General features: G+C 59.9%; 17 protein-coding genes. 10 read left to right on the forward strand and 7 right to left on the reverse strand.

The features are described from left to right. Nucleotides 1–181 precede the first annotated feature (181 nt). Both GJ629_RS02035 and GJ629_RS02040 read left to right on the forward strand, forming a co-directional pair. Nucleotides 182–1,084 (forward strand): extracellular solute-binding protein, encoded by a 903-nt coding sequence (locus GJ629_RS02035; RefSeq protein WP_157511521.1) that lies wholly within the window; start codon nt 182–184, stop codon nt 1,082–1,084. Next, a complete protein-coding gene (locus GJ629_RS02040; protein ID WP_157511522.1) occupies nt 1,062–1,850 on the forward strand; it encodes an ABC transporter permease in 789 nt (262 codons plus the stop codon). The genes GJ629_RS02035 and GJ629_RS02040 overlap by 23 nt, the downstream gene beginning before the upstream one ends. Here the strand turns inward: GJ629_RS02040 and GJ629_RS02045 are convergent, their stop codons facing one another. From GJ629_RS02045 to GJ629_RS02055, 3 genes are all read right to left on the reverse strand, one after another. Beyond that, entirely contained in the window at nt 1,851–2,354 is a 504-nt protein-coding gene (locus GJ629_RS02045) for a metal-dependent hydrolase (RefSeq protein WP_157511523.1), read from the reverse strand. Next, nucleotides 2,347–2,829 carry a hypothetical protein gene (locus GJ629_RS02050; RefSeq protein ID WP_157511524.1) on the reverse strand — a complete coding sequence of 161 codons (483 nt, stop codon included), beginning with the start codon at nt 2,827–2,829 and terminating at the stop codon, nt 2,347–2,349. Before GJ629_RS02050 ends, GJ629_RS02045 begins: the two co-directional genes overlap by 8 nt. Nucleotides 2,830–3,415: 586 nt before the next feature. Continuing rightward, complete coding sequence (locus tag GJ629_RS02055) at nt 3,416–4,171, reverse strand: DUF4330 family protein (protein WP_157511525.1); 756 nt, start codon at nt 4,169–4,171, stop codon at nt 3,416–3,418. A 142-nt stretch (nt 4,172–4,313) separates the two neighbouring features. Here GJ629_RS02055 and GJ629_RS02060 point away from each other — a divergent pair, with 142 nt between their 5' ends. Next, nucleotides 4,314–5,702: a hypothetical protein gene (locus GJ629_RS02060; protein ID WP_157511526.1), complete on the forward strand. Its 1,389-nt coding sequence runs from the start codon at nt 4,314–4,316 to the stop codon at nt 5,700–5,702. 84 nt (nt 5,703–5,786) lie between these two features. Then, nucleotides 5,787–8,105 (forward strand): STT3 domain-containing protein, encoded by a 2,319-nt coding sequence (locus GJ629_RS02065; RefSeq protein ID WP_157511527.1) that lies wholly within the window; start codon nt 5,787–5,789, stop codon nt 8,103–8,105. Between the two features lie 2 nt (nt 8,106–8,107). On the opposite strand, the gene GJ629_RS02070 is transcribed toward GJ629_RS02065, so the two are convergent. Together GJ629_RS02070 and GJ629_RS02075 are read right to left on the reverse strand one after the other, a co-directional pair. Beyond that, nucleotides 8,108–10,057, reverse strand: coding sequence for a hypothetical protein (locus tag GJ629_RS02070; protein WP_157511528.1), 1,950 nt, complete (start codon nt 10,055–10,057; stop codon nt 8,108–8,110). Further along, on the reverse strand, nt 10,054–11,337 hold the full coding sequence (locus GJ629_RS02075; RefSeq protein WP_157511529.1) for a sulfatase: 1,284 nt from the start codon (nt 11,335–11,337) through the stop codon (nt 10,054–10,056). Before GJ629_RS02075 ends, GJ629_RS02070 begins: the two co-directional genes overlap by 4 nt. Before the next feature lie 420 nt (nt 11,338–11,757). Between GJ629_RS02075 and GJ629_RS02080 the strand changes: the two genes are divergently transcribed. From GJ629_RS02080 to GJ629_RS17815, 5 genes are all read left to right on the forward strand, one after another. After that, nucleotides 11,758–13,173, forward strand: a complete 1,416-nt coding sequence (locus GJ629_RS02080) for an oligosaccharide flippase family protein (RefSeq protein ID WP_197428390.1) — start codon at nt 11,758–11,760, stop codon at nt 13,171–13,173. A gap of 358 nt (nt 13,174–13,531) precedes the next feature. Next, nucleotides 13,532–14,476 carry a glycosyltransferase family 2 protein gene (locus tag GJ629_RS02085; RefSeq protein WP_157511531.1) on the forward strand — a complete coding sequence of 315 codons (945 nt, stop codon included), beginning with the start codon at nt 13,532–13,534 and terminating at the stop codon, nt 14,474–14,476. A gap of 104 nt (nt 14,477–14,580) precedes the next feature. After that, complete coding sequence (locus GJ629_RS02090) at nt 14,581–15,267, forward strand: class I SAM-dependent methyltransferase (RefSeq protein ID WP_157511532.1); 687 nt, start codon at nt 14,581–14,583, stop codon at nt 15,265–15,267. Nucleotides 15,268–15,429: 162 nt separating this feature from the next. Continuing rightward, nucleotides 15,430–16,206 (forward strand): hypothetical protein, encoded by a 777-nt coding sequence (locus GJ629_RS02095; RefSeq protein WP_157511533.1) that lies wholly within the window; start codon nt 15,430–15,432, stop codon nt 16,204–16,206. Between the two features lie 348 nt (nt 16,207–16,554). After that, entirely contained in the window at nt 16,555–17,019 is a 465-nt protein-coding gene (locus GJ629_RS17815) for an FkbM family methyltransferase (RefSeq protein ID WP_370515755.1), read from the forward strand. Here the strand turns inward: GJ629_RS17815 and GJ629_RS02105 are convergent. Together GJ629_RS02105 and GJ629_RS02110 are read right to left on the reverse strand one after the other, a co-directional pair. Beyond that, complete coding sequence (locus GJ629_RS02105; RefSeq protein ID WP_157511535.1) at nt 16,993–17,793, reverse strand: hypothetical protein; 801 nt, start codon at nt 17,791–17,793, stop codon at nt 16,993–16,995. The two genes, GJ629_RS17815 and GJ629_RS02105, sit on opposite strands and share 27 nt — an antisense overlap. A 256-nt stretch (nt 17,794–18,049) precedes the next feature. Next, nucleotides 18,050–18,808, reverse strand: a complete 759-nt coding sequence (locus GJ629_RS02110) for a bifunctional 2-polyprenyl-6-hydroxyphenol methylase/3-demethylubiquinol 3-O-methyltransferase UbiG (RefSeq protein ID WP_197428391.1) — start codon at nt 18,806–18,808, stop codon at nt 18,050–18,052. Between the two features lie 375 nt (nt 18,809–19,183). On the opposite strand from GJ629_RS02110, the gene GJ629_RS02115 reads away from it, so the two are divergent. Continuing rightward, nucleotides 19,184–20,194, forward strand: a complete 1,011-nt coding sequence (locus GJ629_RS02115; RefSeq protein WP_197428392.1) for a glycosyltransferase — start codon at nt 19,184–19,186, stop codon at nt 20,192–20,194. Nucleotides 20,195–20,197: the final 3 nt, after the last annotated feature.

The following is a 20,197-nucleotide window of genomic DNA, read 5'->3' on the forward strand; positions in this document are numbered from 1 at the left end:
CCCCGTCTCGGCGATGGCATCCAGCAGCGCCGCGTCCCGTTGCTCGAAGGCCACACCGTCGGCGTACAGTCGTGCCTCGAAGGCCGGCGTCCCCGCGCTGTCGGCGTTACTGGTCACAGTTACAGTACCACCGGGTTCGGGATAACGGTTATGTCAGGGCCGACACAACGTCGTTGTGTCTATGACGGAACAACGGTCGCGGCGGGCCGTCCTCGCGGGGGCGGGCACGCTCGGCGTCGGCGGCGTCGCGGGGTACGTGTCTACGAGGGGCGACGGCGGCGAGCGGGTGTCGCTGTTGGTCGCCGGGAGTCTCGCCGACGCCGTCGAAAACGGCCTGCGGGCGTCGCTGGACCGACCGGTCACCGTCGAGGCCCACGGCTCGGCCCACCTCGCGCGACTGGTCGCCGAAGGCCAGCGCGACCCGGATATCGTCAGTGTCGCCGACCGGGCGCTGTTCTCGGGACCGCTTTCCCCGGCGTGGAACGCCGCGTTCGCTACCTCCAGTCTGGTCGTCGCCTACACCACCGAGACGCCCGGCGGCCGGCGGGTCGCCGAGGCGGGCCCGGACGGCTGGTACCGGGCGCTGGCGGACGAGGACGTCAGCCTCGGCCGGACCGACCCGAGACTCGACCCGCTTGGCTACCGGACGCTGTTCCTGTTCGAACTCGCTGCCGAGTTCTACGACGACGCGGGACCGCTCCGGGAGCGCCTGCCGAGCGACGACCAGCGCTACCCCGAGACACAGCTTCTGAGCCAGTTCGAGACCGGCAACGTCGACGCGGCGGTCGTCTACCGGAGCCTCGCCGAGGCCCGCGGGCTGGACTACCACACGCTCCCGCCGGAGATAGACCTGAGCGACCCCGGGATGGCCGACCGGTACGCGAGCGTGACCTACGAGATGCCCGACGGACGCGTCCTCGAAGGCGCGCCGATCGTCTACGGGTCGACGGTGCGCCGGCAGGACCCGGCAGTCCGCGCAGTGTTCGAACGCCACGTCGGGGGCGCGTACCTCGGCGAATACGGCTTCGAGACGCCCGAGTCGTTCCCGCGGTACAGTGGCAATGTCCCCGACGGCCTCGCGTGACCGCCGCTGGCGGACGGTCGCGGCCGTCCTCGGCGGCGCACTGGCGCTGTACTATCTGGTGCCGATCCTCTCGCTGGTCCTCGCCCGGCCACCCGGCGCTGTCGCCGCCGAGTTGGGGTCGCCCCGCGTCTTCGAGGCGGCGGCCACCTCGCTGTTCGGTGCGCTGGTCGCGACGGCGATAGCGACCGCCTTCGGCCTGCCGCTTGCCTACTGGCTGGCCCGAACGGAGTCGCGCCTGCGAGTCCCGGTCCTCGCCATCGTCGTCCTCCCCCTCGTCCTCCCGCCAATCGTCGCCGGAATGGTGCTGTTGACCGTCGTCGGCCCGTCGACACCGCTCGGACGTATCGCCGCCTCCCTCGGCGTCCCACTGACCGGGTCGCTCGCGGGCGTCGTCCTCGCCCAGACGTTCGTCGCTTCGCCGTTCGTCGTCGTCACCGCCCGTTCGGCCATCGGCGACGTCGACCGACAGTTAGAGGCCGCCGCGCGGACGCTGGGGGCCGACCGGACGGGAACGCTCCGGCGCGTGACGCTCCCGCTTGCGTGGCCCGGCATCCTCGCCGGCGTGGTGCTGGCGTTCGCCCGCGCCCTCGGGGAGTTCGGCGCGACGCTGACCCTGTCGTACTACCCCCGGACGCTCCCGGTCGAGATATGGGTCGCCTTCTCGACGCAGGGGCTCGACCGCGCGTTTCCGGTCGCCGTCGTGTTGCTCGGCGTCTCGCTGGCGGCGCTCGCGGCCGTCTTCGCGCTGGGCCGAAACCCGTGGTAGTCAGGCGGCGCTCGCCTGTCGCGGGCGATAACGGACGGCGTACCAGACGGCGGCCGCGAGGACAGCTGTCAGTACCGTCGGAACGGGACTGGTGCTGAGATACAATCCCGGCGTCGGCGGCCGGTACTGTGTCAGCGGCCACAGGACGGCGTAGGAACGACCGCTCGGCGTCAGAAGCAGCGCGTCCGCGAGCAGGTGTGAGAGAGCACCGACCCCGAGCAGCGCCGTCACGCGCCGTCGCTGGCCCGGCCGGACGACCATCGTCCCGACCAACACGGCGACGGCGGCGGCCCCGCCGGTGTGGAGCCCGCCCCAGTCGAAGGGAATCCCCAGTAGGCTCCGGACCTGTGCCGCAGGAACCACGAGTGCTATCTTCGTCAGGTCGGGGACGAACGCGCCGGCCATCCCGACGGTGACGTACCGGGCCGTGAGCCACTCGTACCGCAACGCCAGCAGCGTACAGAGGCTGTAGGCCATCAGCGCGTGTGCGAGGAGATCAGGCATCGTCGTCCTCCCGGATGGCGAGCGCGAGCGTCCCCCTGTCGATTCGGCTGTGCCGGACCAGTCGGGCGAGGACCCACAGCCCCGCGAGGAACGATATCGTCCACGCATAGTAGTGGCCACTCGGGGGAACGCCGAATCCGCTCTCGGCACGCAGGGTCGACCGGTCCGTGAGTGTCCCGAACGCCCGAAGTGTCTCGCCGGATTCGACCGTCACAGAGACACCAGTGACGACCAGTTCGCGGGTGTGCTGGCCGTCGGAAACGGCGACTGTCAGCGGGTCGGTAGCGACCACCGTCCCGGTCAGAGTGACCTGCTCACCGACGTACGGTTCGGTGTCCGCGACGAACTCGGAGTTGTCCGGATACGCGCCGAGGCCCGGGGCTGGTTGGAGAGTCCCGTACCAGACGACGAGTCCGAAGAGGGCACCGAGTAGTACCGACAGCGAGAGGACACGCAGTAGTGTAGATCGAGACACAGATGTAATTCCGACCGTCGGGGAGGATAACCGTTCCGCTCACGAACCGACGCGAACCAGCACGAGGGCGATAGCGAGGAGGCAGAGCCGGGCGATGACGTTCGAGAACATCCCGACAGCGGCGAGCAACGCGGAGTTTGCGACGACAGCCGACCCGAGAACGAGACCGATAGCGCGCAGCGGCGACTCTCGAACGCTGTTTTCGACATTGTCGAACAGCAGTCGGGTCTCCGAGGCACGCCACGAGGAACGACGTGTAGACTGAGAGAATCGCCCGACGAGTGGTCCGAGAAGTCGGGACGAACGAGGGTCGGCGGTGACAGACACCGTCTGTACGGGCGCCCGAAGCCAGTCGAGAACAACGGAGTGGGACACACCACGGCCGAGTGCCGATTGCCGCCAAGCGGTCACGAACCGTCCCGGCGAGCGACCGCCCCCGACTGCCTGCCGGACACTCCGGAGAACCGAGAGACATACCGACTGGTCGAATCCCGTCCGTAGCTGCTGGCGTTTCGAACGGAGGAGCTCGACGGCCCTAGACGACTGACGGGGGTCTTGCATCAGTATCACTCCCTCCTCGGTTCAATCATCGCTGACGGTACTCCGCAGTGTGAACCACTGTCCCGGGAATCCAGTGGGAGTCGGTCACGAGTGGGAGGTGCGAGCCGGTTTGGACCCGGTTTCCGGCGAAGTATCGTGTGTATCCGAGCCGAATGGTCTGCAGTGTCAGATCGACACGCAACCGGCTCCGGGTACCGTTTGCTACCGGCACTGCAGAGACGGACGTGACCTCGGTGAGTGTCGTGTCGTTGAACGTGAATGTGTCGCCACGGTCGAGGGACGACGACACCGACGCGGGAACCGTGGCCTCGATCGTGACGTTCGTTCGACTGGTTGGAAGCGTGTCCGAGGGCCGATCGATAGCCAATATTTTGCCCCTGCCACCGTACTCGTCGGTGCCGAAATACATCACCCGGCCCGCTCTGAACTGGCGGTTTTGTTGTTGCGGTGGGTTGTTGCTATCGTATCTGATCCGGACGTACAGGCGAGAGGTATTGTCGCCGCGGGAAGGCGAAAAATATGTATCCGATATCGTGGTTTCGCCGCCACCCCCGACGGCCGAGAGGGTATCACCGACAGTTATCTGCGAGGCTATCGCTTCGGGTTGGTCGTTGAACACGACAGTCGCGTAGCGTGTTTCGCCCGGTTGTGTGTCTGTCTCCCCGGCAGGGACGAGGACGAGTCCAGCTACAACGACGACACCGATGACGGCGATCACGACTATCGCGTCGACTATGTTTATCAGGCCGAATAGACGACCCTGTTCGTCGAGCAGCGGCATTGGCTTTCGGATACAAGATTCGGTCGGCAGATAGTCGTTTTGCTACGGTGGCCGACAGCGACGGATGCGACGCCTCTGTCCAGTCGGCGTGCCGGTGTCTGACGGCAGTGAGACGTACGACACCGGAAAAGAACCGTGATTTATGAGCGCGCGCCTCAATCTTGGGGACGTGTTGCGTGCTGACTGGACACTCGTCTGCGGCGGAGTCCTCGCCGGCACAGCGTTGGCTCCCCTGTTCGTCGGGACGGAGATAGACCCGTCGACAGTGGGTGTCGTCGTCTCACTACTCGGCGTGTCTGCTCTCGTCGTTGGAGGGGTGTACGCGATACGGCGGCGGGTGATTTGGGGTGGCGTCGTTGTCGGTGCGATCCTGCTCAGACTCCCGTATGTCACACTGACGCCGATCCACGACGACTCGCTTCATTTCTTGACGAACACGTACGAGGTGATACACGCAGCGAGTCGCCTATCACTCCCGCTGTCGGGCGTTCCGCTCCGGTATATCGGCGTCAACACTGTTATGGGAGTGTTCGTCGTCGCGTTCGGTGATTCCGGTGTCAATATCGCCTCGTTCAGTGCGGCTATCGGTACAGTTCCTGTACTCGGTGTAACGGCGGCAACCCTCTTCGAGTCGCGAAGGGCCGGCATCGCCGCTGGTGTGTTCGGAGCGACGCTCCCGATCCACGTCTATCACTCGTCTTGGGCCTACAGCGAGCCTATCGCGCTGTTCGTTTTCTCTTTGTCGATGTATGGGTTCGTAGCCGAACGGTACCTCTTGGCAACCGGGCTAACGGGTGTCCTCAGTGTTATGCGGGCGGAGTACGTGCTGTTGGTACTCCTCCCGCTGATGGCGCTACTCGTGCTCCGTTCGTCACGAGCGTACTACCTCGCCATCAGTAGTCCGTTTGTCCTGGTTGGACTGCTGCTCGCGATACCGAGGCTATTTCTCGGGACCGTCGTATCGATAACGGGACCGCTTTCCAGCGTCGTCGTCCCTTCGTACGTCACCACGTCCGGATTCCTCGCTGCACCGATAAGACACGTCGCCCAGAACACCGTCTTTTACGTCGGCCACTTCCTCCATCTTGGTGTCCCATACTGGGAGAGCAACCTCGTCAACCCGTTCATACTTCTGTTCTTTGTGGTCGGGATGTACGAACTCCTCCCGTCGGTCCGGTCGTCGGTTCTCTCACTCGGACTGTTCTCCAGTGTGGCAGCAGCCGGATATGCTGCCGAGCAGGTGTTCGGAGTGACGCATCTGTATGGAGTCACACTGCTTGTGACGGGCGGCATGTGTTTCGCCGTCGTGTTGCTAGCAGAGCCACGGCACGACCGTCGACTGCAGCCGCTACTGGCGACCGGACCGTACTTCGGTCTCCTCGCCACCGGGTTTCTGGGGGCACGGTACATACTACCGGTGGCACTCGTCGTCGTCCTCTACGCAGGCTACGGGGCACACCGCACGTTCGGCCAGTCGGACCGTCTGAGTACACTCACGATCAGGGTTCCGGAGCGACTGGTGCGTCGCTGATCGGCACTACGTGCTCGGTTCCGCCGTGGCGAAAGCGAACGAGTATGGCCGGAGTTTATACTGTTGTTGGTCGCAGGGGCATCTATGACCGACGTGGCCGAGGCGACAGCGTCCTTGGTAGCCGACAGGCCGGACGTGGCTGCGGACCTCGAGACGCTCCTCGATATCGACGCCGACGGGACGTGGACCTTCGAGGACATCCCGATGGACTCCGGGACGTTCGGGGAGATCGTCTCGCGTGGTATCGCGGCGGAAGTCGACGACGGCTACCGGATAACCGACCGCGAGGCCGTCCGACGCGGCCTCGAAGGTGACGAGACGAGCGCCGGGGAAGACGACGAGACGGCCGACAACACGTCAGGGGTTGTGCACGCTGCCCGTGAGCGGATGCTGTCGCGGTCGGTCGCCGCAGTCGCGGGCGTCCTCGTGTTCGTCGCCCTGATCCGGATCGGGGTCATTCAGGGGTCGGTGTTGCGAAACGGGGAAATCGTCCTCGCCGGCAACGACGCCTACGCGTACTGGCGACAGGTCTCACGGATCGTCGCGAGCGACGTCGGGCTACTCGACCTCTCGAACCTCCCGTCCCGCAGCGCCGACGGGGACGTCCTGTTCGTCGTCGGTATCTGGTGGGTCGTCGCGCTGACCGGCACGAGCGTCGCCACGGTCCTCGCTTGGTACCCGGTCATTGCCGGTGTCGCAGGCACCGGCCTCCTCTATCTGGTTGTTCGTTCGCTGACCGACGACCGCCGTATCGCACTGGCCTCGGCCGTTATGCTCGGGATTACGCCGGTCCACGCGTTTCGGACGGCGCTCGGCTTCGGTGACCACGACGCGCTCGACCTGCTGTGGCTGACCGCCGTCGTCCTCGCGCTCGTCGTCCTCGCTTACCAGCGAAGGGAGGAGGCTTGGCGGCGGACGACCGGTGCCGCCGTCGTGACCCTCGGCGTGGCGGTGGCCGCTCAGATGCTGTCCTGGCGCGGTGGAGCGCTCTATCTCCTACCGGTCGGGCTCACCGTCGTCGCTGTCGTGCTGGACGACATCCGTGCTGGCCGGGCACCGCTGAGGGCCAACGGGCCGTTGCTCGCGGGCCTCGGCCTCGGGGCGGTCCTCGGACTGCTGCCGCACCTCGCTTTCGGGTGGCTCCCGGCGTACCGGGCGGCGATACCGGGGCTGCTGTTCGGCGGTGCCGCCGCAGTCGTGGGCGTGGCGTCGGTCGTCGACCGACTCGGGTACGGGGTGCGAGCGACCGCGGTCGTCGAAGGGGTCGTCGGCATCGCCAGCGTTGCCGTGGTCGCCTCTCTCCTCTCGGGACCGGTCGAGGACTTCCTCGCGTATATGGCGACGACCGGCGAGCGGAACATCGCCGAGACGGGGTCGCTGATCGGCGGCGACGTGGGGTCGATCGGCGGCCCGATATTCCTGTTCGGGCTGCTGTTGTTCCTCGCCGTACCGTATCTCGTCATCGTGTCCCTCCGGGCGTACCGGCAAAGCGCGCCGGCGTGGCTCGTTCCGGCCGCGTTCGCGTGGTACTTCCTCCTCGCGTCGGTCGTCCAGCAGCGCTTCGCCGTCGCGCTCTCGCCGTTCGTCGCCATATTCGCCGGCGTCGGATTCGTCCATCTGGCGAACTGGGTCGACCTCGCACGTCCGGTCGGGATACTCGATGGCAAGCGGGACATCGCGGTCAGTCTCCCGGACCGTCGACAGATCGGACTCGTCGTGATCCTGTTCCTTCTGGTCGGGAGCCTCAGTTTCGTCCAGGTTCCCGTGAAGATGCAACAGGTGGCTGTCGACGACGCGGCCTACGAGACCGGCGCGTGGATCGCTGAGAACGCCAGCGAACAAGGCCTCGAACACCCGAACGACACCATCGCGACCGACTGGGACCGGGTCCGGATGTACAACTACCTCGCCGGATCCGTCGACGGGCCGGACAACTTTGCCCAAGCGACGTTCGGGCGATTCGCTGAGGGGACGAACACGACGCGGTGGTACGGACGCCTCGAAACCGGGTACGTCGTCCTCGAACGGACCGACAGGAACGCCTCCGCGGGGTCGGTATTCGACCAGCTAGCCGCCCCAATCGCGCGGCCAGCGGCGCTCTCTGCGAGCCACTTCCGACTCGTCTATGCCCGCCCGGACGACCACATCGCGGTGTACAGGCTACTCCCGGGAGCGCGGATAGAAGGGACTGGTCCAGTGAACTCGACGGTCGATGTCCGGGCCAACGTGACCGTCAGCGGAAGCGGATACCAGTACGAACAGACCGTCGAGACCGATCGCAACGGGACCTACAGAGCCGTCGTCCCGTATCCGGGCGAGTACCGGATCGGCAACCGGACGGTCACCGTCCCCGGGTCCGCCGTCCGGACCGGCGGGACAGTCAGCGACACCGAACGGCCGTAGTGTTACCGCCCGGACCGAGTCCGGTTCTCGTGGAGGTACACGGTGTCCGGGCCGTTCGTGTATATCTTCGACTCCCGTTCGATACCGTCGGGGAGTCGTAAGAACAGGTAAGTGTTGCTTCCGAGACGGGATCCCCTCGGCCCGTAACGGACGCCGTCGGTCCGGGCTTGTCGCGGAATCTCGTATCTAGCGTCCGCGGAGAGGTTCGAGAGAACGATGGTCGCCTCGTTGTTGCTAGTACGCTCTAGCGGGAGGGTCGTCTTGGCTCTCCGAGTCTCAATGAGCGCCTCGCCGGCGTGGTCGTCCGCCCACGACTGCTGTGCGCTGTCGTGGCCGGTGTAGTAGCGCCACTTGTCCGGGACCTCGTCACCGACTGGTGAGAGCGCGACGCTACCGACGGGCGAAGCGAGAGCGAAAACCACGAACACGAACACGACCGAACCGACGACTGCACCGCGGTACCCGGCGGGGAACCGGTCGGCGAGCGTGAACAGTCCGATCGTCGCCAGAAGGTTGAGTCCGAAGAAACCGAGCAACAAGTAGATTCGCTGTGGCGGGATGTCGTTCGCGTTGACGAAGACGCTGAGAGCGATCAACAGCAGGCCGCCACCGATCCACGCGACGATGACGTCGAGCGACCACTCACGGCGGCGGATCCCGAGGCCGATACCCGCGACGCCCAGCGTGAACAGTATCGCCTGCCCGGCAGTCGAAAACAGGAGGACCGACAGCGAGAGACTGGAGTAGCGCCCGCCGGAGGTACCGCTCGAACCACCGCCGCCACCAGCGCCGCCCCCACCGGGAAGGAGCGTGTCTGTGAGTGACGCGACGAGGTTCGTGGCCCGACTGAGGAAGCTCAGGTCGGCGAACAACGAGAACGCGACCAGTCCGACGACCACGACGGCGACGACCGACGTCGTCGTGCTCCGAGTCGGCGGTTCGGGGTAGTCGAGGTACCTGAACAGCCGCGTCGCCTGTTCGTACACCCACAGCGGAGCCAGCAAGATGAGTGCGGCCCCCGCGCTGTACATATGCCCGGTCAACAGCGCGAGCATACAGACGCCGACGGGGACGACGTACCGGAGGTACTGGTCGGATCGGTAGACGAAGTGGAAGAACACGATGACGACGAACAACAGGAACGGCCGGAAGAAGTTCGTCTTGAACGGGAACATCCCGCGGCGGAGGGTAAAGCCCATCAGTGCGAACACCAGGGCGCCGAACAGTGCCATCCGTCGGTCGACCGCCGGGACGACCCGGTCGAGCACTGCGATCATCGCCACGCTGACTAATAGCGCGAGGACGGACAGCAACTGGTAAGCGAGTCGCTGTGAGAGCCCCGTCGTCAACATCCCCTCGGCGACGTATATCATATGTCCGGGCGTCCGGCGGTAGAGTACGTCGTTCGGAACGAAGCCTGTGCGGGCAATCTCGCCGGCGGTTATGACGAAGCCACCGTCCGGCGTGACGACGCCGGCGGGGTAGACGAACTGTGTACTCCAGTATGTCAGGAAGGCCACGACGAGAATCTGCGGCAGGACGTGCCGTTTGGGCTGGCCGACCCATATCTGGTAGGCGACGAACGCCGCCACACCGCCGAGGACGAGATAGTGGCCGATCGGACGGGTGTACAGCCCGTTACGGTACAGCGCGAGCACGACCACGACGTACAGGCTCGTGACGACGACCGGAATCCGCCAGTCGAGTGGGCGGGTCGGAACGTCGAACTCGACACGGCCGAGCGCGAGCGCGAGTATCGATCCGGCGAACGCGCCCACGACCGGCCCGAGGAAGGCGTAGAAACCGAGCGAAGCCACGAGAGCGACCGACGACGCCCCGACGACGGCCATAACGTGTGGGGCGAACCGGCGGAGGACTCCCGCTGCTCGCCCCGTCAGCCCGTAGTCTGCATCGTCCCCAGTGTCGTCGTCGGCTGTCACGTCCCCGGTCATTTGTACCCCAGTGCTTCGAGCCGTGACTCTATCTCGTCGGTCGTCTCCGGTTGTGCCGCCGGGTCGATGCGACCGAGTTCGGCGAGGCGATCGTGGGCGAACGCGGCGAGGGAGTCCCGGAGGGCCGACGGCGACTCGTCAGTGCCCGACACAGTCTCCTCGAGGATGTCGTTCGTGTCGAGGTCGCGTTCCTGCCGGAGCAGTGTCTCCCCGTCGGTCACCGCGAAGCGGCGGCGCGTCTCGTCGTCCTCCGGCGCGACGCTGGCGAAGACGTGCCGGTCCTCGGAGAGGGAGAGAGAACCATCCGTATCCGCGATGACCGCGCCCGGAAGGTCGGCATCGACGCCCGCAAGCGCCGACGCCGTCGGCGCGACGTCGATAGTACTCACAGGAGCTGTCACGGTCGCCTCGGCACCGCCCGGTGGCGAGAGGACGAGCGGAACGTGGAGCAGTTCCGTTCGGAGTTGGCGGGGATGGGTGTACTGGCCGTACTCGCCGAACACCTCGCCGTGGTCCGCCGTGATGACGACGAGGGCGTCGTCGAGGCGGCCCCGGTCGTCGAGCGCATCGAGGAACGCGCCGATCTCGGCGTCGAGACACCGTATCTCGTCGTCGTAGGAGTCGATCAGTAGCTGCTGTTCCTCGTCGGTGATGTCCTCGGGCCGCTCCCACGCCTTCCGATAGAGCGTCTCGGCCTCGCCGGCCGAAAGGGACCGGTCGGCGTAGTGGGTCTCGGGCGCGTGGTACGGACCGTGGACGTCCATGTAGTGGTTCCACAGGAAGACGGGCCCGTCGTCGATACCGTCGAGCCACGACAGGGCTCGCTGGTGTATCTTCTCGGCCCGAGCGTAGTACTCGCCCCTGTTGAAGACGTACTTGTCGAGGGCCTTCTGTGCCAGCGCGAGAAAGCGGTTGCGGGCGAGATAGAGGTCGTCGTCGAACGCGTCGAACCCGTCGTCGTAGCCGTAGGCACGAGAGAGATACGGATTCGAGTGGAACGCCCCCGTCTGGTAACCGCTATCGGCGAGTCGTGACGGGAGCGTATCGGGGACCTGCTGGAAGTTGTTCCCGACGAACGCCTCCGGCCAGCGACCGGTCAACAGCGGCGGCGCTGCCTCGCGGGTGTGCGAACTGGGCGCGTACGCGTCGGTGTAGCGGACGGCCGCGTCGGCGAACGCGTCGAGGGCAGGCGTCGTCTCCCTGTCGTACCCCAGTCCGGAGACGTGGTCCGCGCGGAGGGCGTCGACGCTGAGGAGGATGATATCCGGCGGCTCCGCCATTGGTAGTCCCAACTGGGAGACCGAGACGTTATAAACGCACCTGTTCGGGACACGAGAAGCGTTCCACAACTGTTTTTGTCGGGTTCGATGATGATCCGGTAGTGATAATTGGTTGGTATCCTAGAGGCGGAATATGAGTTCGACGTACCTCTGTATCAGTGCACAACCCTCGATACGTCTGGGATAAAAGGATGTATCTCCCCGATATATCGATGGACCTTACCTCTGAGACAATCTCTCTAACGAGGAGGAGGGTGACCACATCGTGACTCTCGTCTATGTTCTCTCTATCATAAGAATTTCATCACAGATGAATTATTCCTGTGAGTGGCGGAGGTCTCTCCGCGGAGGATTGTTCGAAGCCGACGGGAGCACAAGCGCCGTTCGATGCGACGCTGGACCGACCAAGATAGATCCGAAATGAGCATCGTCACGTCCATCGGGAAAATAACCGCCGCCAAGATTCTGAACCGTATCCTCGGGTTCGCCGCGTTCGTCTTCTTCGCCCGGGAACTCGGAGCCGGCGAGTTCGGTATCTTTGTACTCTTCCAAGCGTCGCTAGGATTGCTCTCACTGTTCGCGGACCCGGCGATCGGACAGGCGGCTGAACAGCGGGCCAGTTCCGGGGAGCCAGCCGACCGCGTCTATGGGACGGCCCTCCTCCTGAAGAGCGCGTTGCTCGTCCCGCTGATAGCCGTGATAGTATGGTTCAGCGGACCACTCGATGCGTATATCGGGGGTGAGGTGACGACCCTCCTGATCGTCGCGACAATCGTCCAGCAACTGGGGAGCCTCCCGGAGGTGATGCTTCGAGCGGAACTCCGCGTCGGAGAGACAGCCTCGTTGATGGCGGTCAGACAGGTCGTGTGGGCCGTCGTCGGTGCCGTCCTCGTCCTCCTCGGATTCGGGTTCTACGGGTTGATATACGGACTGCTGGTCGCTGTGACGCTCCGAGCGCTGCTCGCGCTGTACAAGTGTGAGACGAGCCTCGGGCAACCCTCCCGTGAGCAGTTCTGGTCGATAATTAACTACGCTAAATACCAGGTCGTCGCGAACAAGGTCGCCCCACAGCTATACAGTTGGACGGATGTGACGATTATCGGTATCTTCCTGACATCGAGTCTGGTCGGGGCATACGAGGTCGCTTGGCGCGTCGTCGGGATCGTCCTCATCTTTCCCGCGGCCATCGGGACGACGATATTCCCGCACATTAGCGCTTGGAGCAGGAACAGTGATACTGAGCAGATCAGAGAAACCCTCTCGCGGGTACTCGTCAGTGTCGTATCTGTCTCGATTCCGGCCTTCTTTGGCGTGTTATTACTCGGTCGTGAGATTCTGAGACTAATCTTCGGCCCGGAGTTCACTGTTGCTTGGCTCGTGTTGATTATACTGATGGGGCAGAAGTCAGTAGAGGCGATCAAGAACACACTTGCCAGAGTCGTCGCTGCGATGGACTATCCGCAATACAACGCCATCGCAACAATCGTTGGAACGACCCTCAACGTCGTCCTCAATGTTGTTCTCGTCTGGAAGTTTGGTATCGTTGGTGCCGCCGTTGCGACGACAGTGGCGACAATAGTCGGTATGTTGTTGCTTGGCGGCTTCCTTCGTCGGGTACTCTTGTTCACGTATCCAGTGAAAAAAATCGGCTGGATGGTCGTTGCCTCTACCGGGATGGCTATCATCATCGCAGCACTCAAAACGATAATCGTGATCAACTCGCTCCCCCGACTGGTCTCCATCGTCCTGCTCGGTGTTATCTTATATGTCGTATTGGTAAGCACGTTCCAGCCACTCCGGGAGGACCTCGGGAAGATACTCCAACAAATAAAGTAACGATCGGTAGTTGGGTAACAACGGACGAGTTACGATTTACGCACTGGGAGTGCTCCGCCGTCGACAGCTTTGAGAAGGTTCCAAAATTGGTAAATGCAGTTCGTGCTACCTCGTAGTATAGCAACGAAGACCGATCACTATATCACAGAAACCAATACTACAGAATCAAATTCCACAGTGTATACTAAATATCCCCAGATATGAGAACGAGAGAAACCAGACGTTGTGGCACCGGCAAACCACTTGTGACCACGAATCGTGGTATTAGAGGGAATCACGGCGTCGATGTCGGATTCAGCACTACAAAAAGACAGTAACGGAGGCGCGGACTGACGGAAACTCGCTGTACATCTAAAAAATGTCAGACTACACATTCTCTGTTATCATCCCGACACTCGACAGAGAAGAGAAACTCCTAGAGTGTACGAAGCGGTTATCTGAGCAGACAAGACAGCCTGAAGAAGTAATCATTGTCGACGACGGAGATCTTGATATTGGGGTCCAGACAAAAATCAGAGAGACTCTCGGAGGAACCGAGTTGAGGATTACGTCATCTGATGGACCACCCGGCACATCGACAGCGAGAAACACGGGTATCCGTACGGCATCAAGCAATATCATCGTCACTCTTGATGACGATGTGTGGCTCGGAGCGGAGCATTTGGAAAGACTAGAACACCTATATGAGCAGTATGACTCGGACACACTGGCTGGTATCGGAGTCGCAGGCCGCACTGATTCACTGACGAGTACCAGACGACGCCTCGTCGATATCCACAACAGAATCTTCTATCGAATCAACTCCGGTTGGCGCATCAACTCAGCAGGGTTCCAGAAGGCAAGTATCGTTAGCGAACCAGCGGAAAGTGAATGGATAAGTGGCGGCGTGGCGAGTTACAAACGAGCGGTCTTGCTAGACCATCCCTTCCGACATTGGGAAGGAGGACGTGAAGTCCACGAGGATATCGAGATCTGCTGGCGGTTGAAAAACGAGGGGTATCACTTCATCGTCGATCCAGAGTTACCTACGAACCACAGTAAGGGAGAGCGCCACGAGAGCGGCCTCAAGACAGGTATGAAGAAGGGACGAAATCGAGTCAGGATGTTTCGAGAAAACGGGCGCCTCCGTCATCTACCATTATTTGTATGGGGATGTATCGGACTGATCATCGCACATCTTGTTCATCCGTTTATTAGTGAGTCCGAAGGACGGTACAGGTTCATTGCGGGTATCGGTGTAATACTCGGTGTGATCCAGCAGTTCCCATCTATCTTTTATCACTCGGCAAAGAGTAGCGAATAGCTGCCAACGTTTCCAAAACCGGGAGAGTCGGTCCGGTCGTAAACTGTCAGAGATAACTACGTGGTATCGAATAGTATATTAGACGCCTCAAGATCAGTTATCATATGGTGATTTTGTCAGTCGTGACTCGTCTCTTCGGAGTATTCCCGGATCGACTGCAGAGATACGTATGGGAGTTAGCAGAGAGGAATACACTGCTACTGTGGATGCGGGTGTATTTCACTAAGGGAACTATATTCAAAAAGAAAGGGTGGTTTGAGAGCAGTGTCTCAGGCGGCGTTCCGGTCGACGGAAGTGGCAATCCGACGCCGTGGTATACGTATTCAGCTATCGATTTTTTGGATGAAAGGATCAGCAGAGACCTCCGCGTGTTCGAATACGGGGGTGGATACTCTACCATATGGTATGCCCAAAGAGTAGAGGAGGTGATAGCCGTGGAAGATTCGAAGGAGTGGACTGAAATCGTTACGAAACGCCTCCCGAGGAACGGAGAAATCGTGTATCGAGACTCGAAAAAAGAGTATACCGGAGAGATACTGAACCGCGAGAAGTTCGATATAGTCGTAATCGACGGTTCGTACAGAACGGATTGTGTCGAATCATCTCTCAAGTCACTGTCTGATCAAGGAGTGATAATCTGGGACGATTTCGACTGGTTAGACGAGGATGACTACCAATTACTCATCGAAGACGGATTCTCTGTACTTCCATTCCGTGGATTGAAAGCCGGTGAAGCCAGCTACAAGTGTACAGCCATATTTTACAGAGAGAACAACTGTCTCGGGATATAGCAAACCCTCAATACTGTTAAATAGCTGAATTCCAACTGTACCGGATATATGGATATTGGTGACGCTGTGTATGGATTGAAAAATCCGAAATCTATTCTCCGACAATTAAATCGGTTGTACTTTTCGTTCAGTGCAGGTGAGTTTAACCAAGGAGGTACTTCCGTGTTAGACGAAGATTGGGATAACCTGATCGTCCTTGATGCGTGCCGATATGACACATTCTTAAACAACCACTCGTTTGAAGGAAAGCTCAGTTCACGAATCTCGAAAGGGTCGAATACCTACGAATTCCTGAAGGCGAATTTCTCCGGTCGTGAGTTATACGATACGGTGTATGTCTCTTCGAACCTGTGGTTCCCCAATATAAAAGACGAGATCGATGCCGAGGTACATTCATTCGTTCCGGTCACGACCGAGGGCCCAAAAGTAGCTGTCAGACCCGAAGCCGTCACAGAACGGGCATTAGAAGTCAACCAATCCCACCAGGATAAGCGGTTGATAATTCATTATACACAGCCCCATTATCCGTATTTCGGTCCGACTGGACAGGAGTACTTCGATCATCACGACACGTCGAGTCTGCAACTGGCGATGCGACGCAACGGGGACGATATCCCGAAAGATGTCGTGCAACGTGCATACGAAGAGAATCTCGATATGGTTCTGGAAGAGGTCGAACGACTGCTACCCGAACTGCGTGGAAAGACAGTCGTCACGGCCGACCACGGTGAGATGCTGGGCGAGCGGTCGTTCCCGATTCCGATCACCGACTACGGCCATCCAAACACGATCTACACCGAGGAACTGGTCAAAGTTCCGTGGCTCGAAATCGACGAGGGCTCACGGAAAGAGATCACTGCCGAAAGGCCGGATAACGACATAGATATCTCGGACGACGAGATCGATGCGAATCTGCGGGCACTGGGGTACAAGACCTGAAAGGGGCCACTCCAGCGTTGACACGTCACCAGCGATACCGAACCTATATATTCAGCGTCCCGTCAATTCGCTCTATGGTGCGAGACAACTTTCGGCCAAGGTAGTCGGCGGTCTGCGGGATATCGCTCTCAAAACACCACTGCAGAACCTGTCAATTGCGAAGAAAGGATATGACTACTTCCGTGGCAGTCTCGCACCGTCGAAGCCGCTCTTCGTAGAGTACGAAGGATATGAGTTGTACATCGACCCAACCGACCGAATCGGGTACCAGATATACCGAGGTAAGTGGGAACCCAACGTCACGAGGGCAATTAAGCAGAACCTCCTGAGGGAGGCACAGCTATCGATATCGGCGGGCACTTCGGCGTCTACACGCTTCTGATGCGGAGATGTATCGGCGAAATGGGAAACGTCGTCGTATTCGAGCCACATTCAGAAAACGCGGAAATGATTCGGAAGACGATAGAACAAAATGGTTTCGACAACGTCGAGTTGGTTGAGGCAGCAGTTGATGAGACATCCGGCACAACGACCTTTCGTGCCGTCGGAGAGACGAGTCTCTCTTCGACGCACGACGCGATGGATATATACAGCGTATCGAGTCTATCCTCTTCGAGATACACGAGTTACTCTCAGAAGACGAACTCAAGTATCTATTCGGTCGCCTCACAGACAACGGAAAACTGTTCGACATCCACACAGAACGGGCCGTGGCTGACATTGCTACGTTTCGATACGAGTCGAAGCACGTTATTTGGCGGAATGACAAACAGGTTTTGTAGGATGTCAGTCGACGTAACCGAGATCAGCTAGCCGATCCCGAACGACCGCTTCTCCGTGGTCGTCGTCGACTTCCACTGGCGGTGCGGTTACTATTTCCCGACGCTCACCATTCTGGTATGACAGCCAAGGGACCTCGACGATTTCGTCGATATAAATCCCCGGGGGGTGGCCCCACTCGCGCATCGGCACAGGATAGGCCCGATCGCCCAGTGCTTGGCCGTGGTCTGCGGTGACGATATGTTTGCCTTCTATCTCGTCTAGTATCGTCTCGACGACAGGGAGAACAGAAGCCAAGTTCTCTCTGTATGCGTTCCAGATATGAGTAGTGTCAGTTGTGCCATCTAAGACGTCGCGCCAGATGTCACGCTTGTTTGGTGGATAGTGCTCTCGTCCAGTTTCGCCGATGAACGGACAGTGAGGCTGACTGAAATGCAGTATTAGTCGTTTGTCGGGGAACCGTTCTGCCGCGGAAAGCGCATACTCGAGTGTTTTTTCTGGTAATACGGTATTAAATTTATCGTCCCATCCCTCTTTGTCCCAGACTTCTATCTGACAGTGGAATTCAGTCTGAATTGGGTCCCGATCGATGAGTTGGTCTTGCTGTCCGTTGTACAGAACTGGCATCGCAGTCACATATACCGTGTCGTGCCAAACTTCCCCATCGAATTGTCCACGGAGGACGTTTCCGGTCGAGCACTGGATTGATTCCCGTTTTGCAAGTTCCCCCGGCAAGTCTGACATCTCACGGAAGGTATCGTAACGGCACGCATCAAGGATTGTCAGAACATCCCAGTCGTGATCCATCCATCTAATACCGTCAGGGTTGTAGCGTCGTCTTCCACCTCGCTGGTGCCACAACCGGTTCGCTTTCCGAGGAAAATACCAAGGGTGGGACATCGCTTCGAGTATCCGCTGACCCGGCCTCATATTCGTTATGTTACTGCGATGAATACAACGGTCTATACGTCTTTCGGTAACACCATCAGATGTCTAACGATCAAGAAGATCCCGAGAGAAGTGCAATCTATGAAATTATTCTCTTAGTTATATTAATAATTATTTATATTAATAATTTCGCACAGAGAACCGAGTCCAATGTCCCCTCAAACTCCGGTGTATCATCACGGTCGACCGGGAACCAATCCTCTTCTTCCCGCGCATAAATCTGATACTCCGATAGCGAGGCTTCGTCAGGTATCGCTTCTTGGATCCGGTCCCACGAATATACCCTCGAGTTGGACAGTGTAGAGTATGTCTTCGCAAACGGTGTCGTGAATAGGAGTTCCCCGCCATCGGAGAGGACCCGGGTGAGTTCCTCGAAAGCACGAATATCCGCTCGTTCGTCGTCTTCCGAATACATCCCGACATGCTCGATGACACTGACCGAAATAATCGCGTCGAACGTCCCGGTATCGAAGGGTAAATCGGTGAAATCGGCGGCTCGAGACGTGAGATTCCGGTGTGAGAGTTCATAACCATCTAGGTCGACAACTGTCGTTTCATACCCCATAGACGCAAGGGTGTACGCAACCGGACTCCTCGCACCACCGGCGACAAGGATTGAAGATGGTGGATCAATATCCAAATGATTGTAGACGTAGGGATATTCGACGACACGCTCACGGCTTGTCATCGGTTGATCCAGCGTCGTTCGAAGCCAACGATCAAGCGACGACAAAACGCCGTTTTGCTTGTTTACTTTTCTGTATAGAGCCGCCCTCGCACGCACGCCGAGCGGTGCATCCTCCAAAGCGTTTCCCCGTGGCCCTGGAAAGAACAGATCGAGAGATCGGTCTCGATCAGAGTTGTCATCACTCATATTTATTTCCGAACGACAGCAGTTCTGTCTTACTACACAATTGATGCATCCGGGGGCCGGCCCTCACGGAGTGAAACTGGTCAGGAGGGCTTTGAATGCGAGGGGTATAGCTATCTCCCCCATCGAAATTAATCATTGATGGAGCGACGTACAGAATGTATTTTAAATCTGCGGATTGCCCTATCTACAAGCCGAGGAAACGAGGTGATCTGATGTCGAAAAGTACTGAAGGGGCATTCTTTAAGACAGGGTGCAGAGAAACACTGAGATGAGATTCCGATGAGTAATTCCGGAATCCCGGAGACGGCAATCGTGTTCAAGCCCGGTGACGGACGTGGGGGAGCACAGACCTACGTCTCACGAATTGCCGACTGGATGGACAGTCCCGTCCATACCCTGTACACTGATCTCGACAGTTCCGACTGGGGGGAGACTTCAGTTGTCGAGTTCGGCTCACGGCCTAGTCTTCCACTCGTCGGTCGGAGAGCGGTCGGATCGTTCCTCGACAGGTTAGAGTATGCGTTCTGGACTCCGCCGGCCGAGTACGACGTGATCGTATCGAGCGGTCTCGTCGCGAAGACAGTCCAGCACCGACCTGACCAGACTCGGATCCATCTCGCGCACGGATTCCACCGCGGAGCGTTCGGCCTCCCACCACGGGACGAGTTCGCCAGCAATCGGTTGTTGCGGTTCCTACAACAGACCAATCGTCTTAGCCTTCGACGAAGCGAACGCCAAGACGCTCAGCAGATGGATTATCTCATCGTAAACAGCGAGTTCACGAAATCCATCGTCGAACATTATCTCGGGGCCACCGTCGACCGCGTGATCCACCCGCCAGTATCAGTGGAGAGTTACGAAGATGACCGCCCAGCTGACGAGGATTTCTTCCTGTTTCTCGGACGAGTCGCGGCGGTCAAAGGCGTCGAACAGATCGTCGAGGCGTTCGAGGAGTTGCCCTACCAGTTGCGCGTCGCAGGCGACGGACCGCTTCGGGAGGAATTACAATCGCAATCGGGTGACAACGTCGAGTTTCCCGGCTACGTATCTGAAGAGCGAAAGCGAGAGTTGATGGGTAAATGCCAAGGATTCATTCAGAATTCAGTCATCGAGGATTTCGGTATCACAACAGTCGAAGCTATGGCATCGGGAGCACCAGTCGTCGCAGTGAATCACCAGAACAACCCGTACTTGGTTGAAGACGGTGACACGGGTATCCTCTTCGAACCGTCGAAGTCAGTCGAACCACTCCGGGAAGGCGTCCGGGCAGCAGCGGCGACTGACTGGGATCACGAGCACATTCAAGAGAGCGCGACCCCATATAGTGAAGCACACTGCAGACAGAAGTGGAAGCAACTACTCGCTGACGCCCACGAACCCACCTAACAC

Source organism: Halapricum sp. CBA1109 (assembly GCF_009741825.1).
Lineage (GTDB): Archaea > Halobacteriota > Halobacteria > Halobacteriales > Haloarculaceae > Halapricum.

Coding starts and splice junctions, on each gene's coding strand:
- GJ629_RS02035 (WP_157511521.1), top strand. CDS start 182: ATGACGGAACAACGGTCGCGGCGGGCCGTCCTCGCGGGGGCGGGCACG.
- GJ629_RS02040 (WP_157511522.1), top strand. CDS start 1,062: ATGTCCCCGACGGCCTCGCGTGACCGCCGCTGGCGGACGGTCGCGGCC.
- GJ629_RS02045 (WP_157511523.1), bottom strand. CDS start 2,354: ATGCCTGATCTCCTCGCACACGCGCTGATGGCCTACAGCCTCTGTACG.
- GJ629_RS02055 (WP_157511525.1), bottom strand. CDS start 4,171: ATGCCGCTGCTCGACGAACAGGGTCGTCTATTCGGCCTGATAAACATA.
- GJ629_RS02060 (WP_157511526.1), top strand. CDS start 4,314: ATGAGCGCGCGCCTCAATCTTGGGGACGTGTTGCGTGCTGACTGGACA.
- GJ629_RS02065 (WP_157511527.1), top strand. CDS start 5,787: ATGACCGACGTGGCCGAGGCGACAGCGTCCTTGGTAGCCGACAGGCCG.
- GJ629_RS02070 (WP_157511528.1), bottom strand. CDS start 10,057: ATGACCGGGGACGTGACAGCCGACGACGACACTGGGGACGATGCAGAC.
- GJ629_RS02075 (WP_157511529.1), bottom strand. CDS start 11,337: ATGGCGGAGCCGCCGGATATCATCCTCCTCAGCGTCGACGCCCTCCGC.
- GJ629_RS02080 (WP_197428390.1), top strand. CDS start 11,758: ATGAGCATCGTCACGTCCATCGGGAAAATAACCGCCGCCAAGATTCTG.
- GJ629_RS02085 (WP_157511531.1), top strand. CDS start 13,532: ATGTCAGACTACACATTCTCTGTTATCATCCCGACACTCGACAGAGAA.
- GJ629_RS02090 (WP_157511532.1), top strand. CDS start 14,581: ATGGTGATTTTGTCAGTCGTGACTCGTCTCTTCGGAGTATTCCCGGAT.
- GJ629_RS02105 (WP_157511535.1), bottom strand. CDS start 17,793: ATGGATCACGACTGGGATGTTCTGACAATCCTTGATGCGTGCCGTTAC.
- GJ629_RS02110 (WP_197428391.1), bottom strand. CDS start 18,808: ATGAGTGATGACAACTCTGATCGAGACCGATCTCTCGATCTGTTCTTT.
- GJ629_RS02115 (WP_197428392.1), top strand. CDS start 19,184: ATGGACAGTCCCGTCCATACCCTGTACACTGATCTCGACAGTTCCGAC.